Annotated in this window: 2 protein-coding genes; one reads left to right on the forward strand and one right to left on the reverse strand. The window is 69.0% G+C overall.

Translation table 11 applies throughout. The features are described 5' to 3' along the window. A partial coding sequence (locus LFM09_RS50070) for an AMP-binding protein (protein ID WP_414103729.1) occupies positions 1-717 on the reverse strand: 717 nt, incomplete at its 3' end. A gap of 145 nt (positions 718-862) precedes the next feature. Here LFM09_RS50070 and LFM09_RS50075 point away from each other — a divergent pair. After that, a partial coding sequence (locus LFM09_RS50075; protein WP_414103730.1) for a beta-ketoacyl synthase N-terminal-like domain-containing protein occupies positions 863-1,099 on the forward strand: 237 nt, incomplete at its 3' end.

The following is a 1,099-nucleotide window of genomic DNA, read 5'->3' on the forward strand; positions in this document are numbered from 1 at the left end:
CACGGACAGCTGGCCGAGGAAGAGCGGTTGCAGCACACCGCCGATCAGACCCATGTCGTGGAACACCGGCAGCCACGACACGGTCGGCGCGACCCGTCCGTAGTCCTCGTCAGGGCGCGAGCCGCCGCGCACGATGAGATCGAGGTTGTGCAGCACGCCCTGGTGGGTCAGCACAACTCCCTTGGGCCTGCCCGTGGTGCCGGAGGTGTACTGCAGGTACGCGATCTCGTTCTGCGCTTCCGGCGCGCCCCACTCGGGGTCGTCGTCCTCGATGCAGTCCGTGGCGAGCGGGATGACCGGGTAGTTGCCGAGGATCGCGTGCACACCGGCGATCGTGTCCGATGTGGACAGCAGGAGCTCAGGCCCGCAGTCCTCGGCGATGGCCAGCAGCCGGGTGTGCCGGGCGTCGCCCGCGGGTCGGCGCACCGGTGGCGCCGGGACGGCGATCACACCGGCGTAGAGACAGCCCAGGAACGCCGCGACGAACTCGAGTCCCGGTGGGTGACACAGCAGTGCGCGTGATCCCGGCTGTGCGAGTGATCGAAGCCGCACGGCGATCGCGCGAGCGCGGAGGTCCAGCTCTGCGTAGGTGAGCGAGGCCGACTCCACGACACCGCTCTCCAGGAAGACGAACGCCCGTTCCTCGCCCCTCACCAATGCCTGTCTGCGACACAGTTCCGCCAGGTTCGCCACGTCCGCCGCCGTTTCCGCTGACACCGCGCACCAACTCCCATCCCACCGGTTTTCCTTGCGGTGCGGACGTTACGGAGATCGAGCGGCGCCGTAATCGGTCACGCGACGGAGGTCCGCATCCCTCTCGTGACCGCTCCCGCTGCCGACGTCGTGGTGGTCTCCTCGATGCATGCCTCATGAACACACGTTCCTGGACTTCTCGGTGCTGCACCCATCCCTTCCACCACTGCCGGGCGGAGAGGAGCACATCGTCGTCACCGGCCTCGGCATGACCACCCCGCAGGGCGGCGACGTCCAGTCCACTTGGGACGGACTGCTGGCCGGCGCCTCCGGGGTGCGGTTGCTCGATGAGCCGTGGACGACCGATCTGCCGGTGCGGCTCGGCGCGCCGGCACGCGAGGATCCG

The sequence above is a fragment of the Lentzea alba genome (genome assembly GCF_047445655.1).
Lineage (GTDB): Bacteria > Actinomycetota > Actinomycetes > Mycobacteriales > Pseudonocardiaceae > Lentzea > Lentzea alba_A.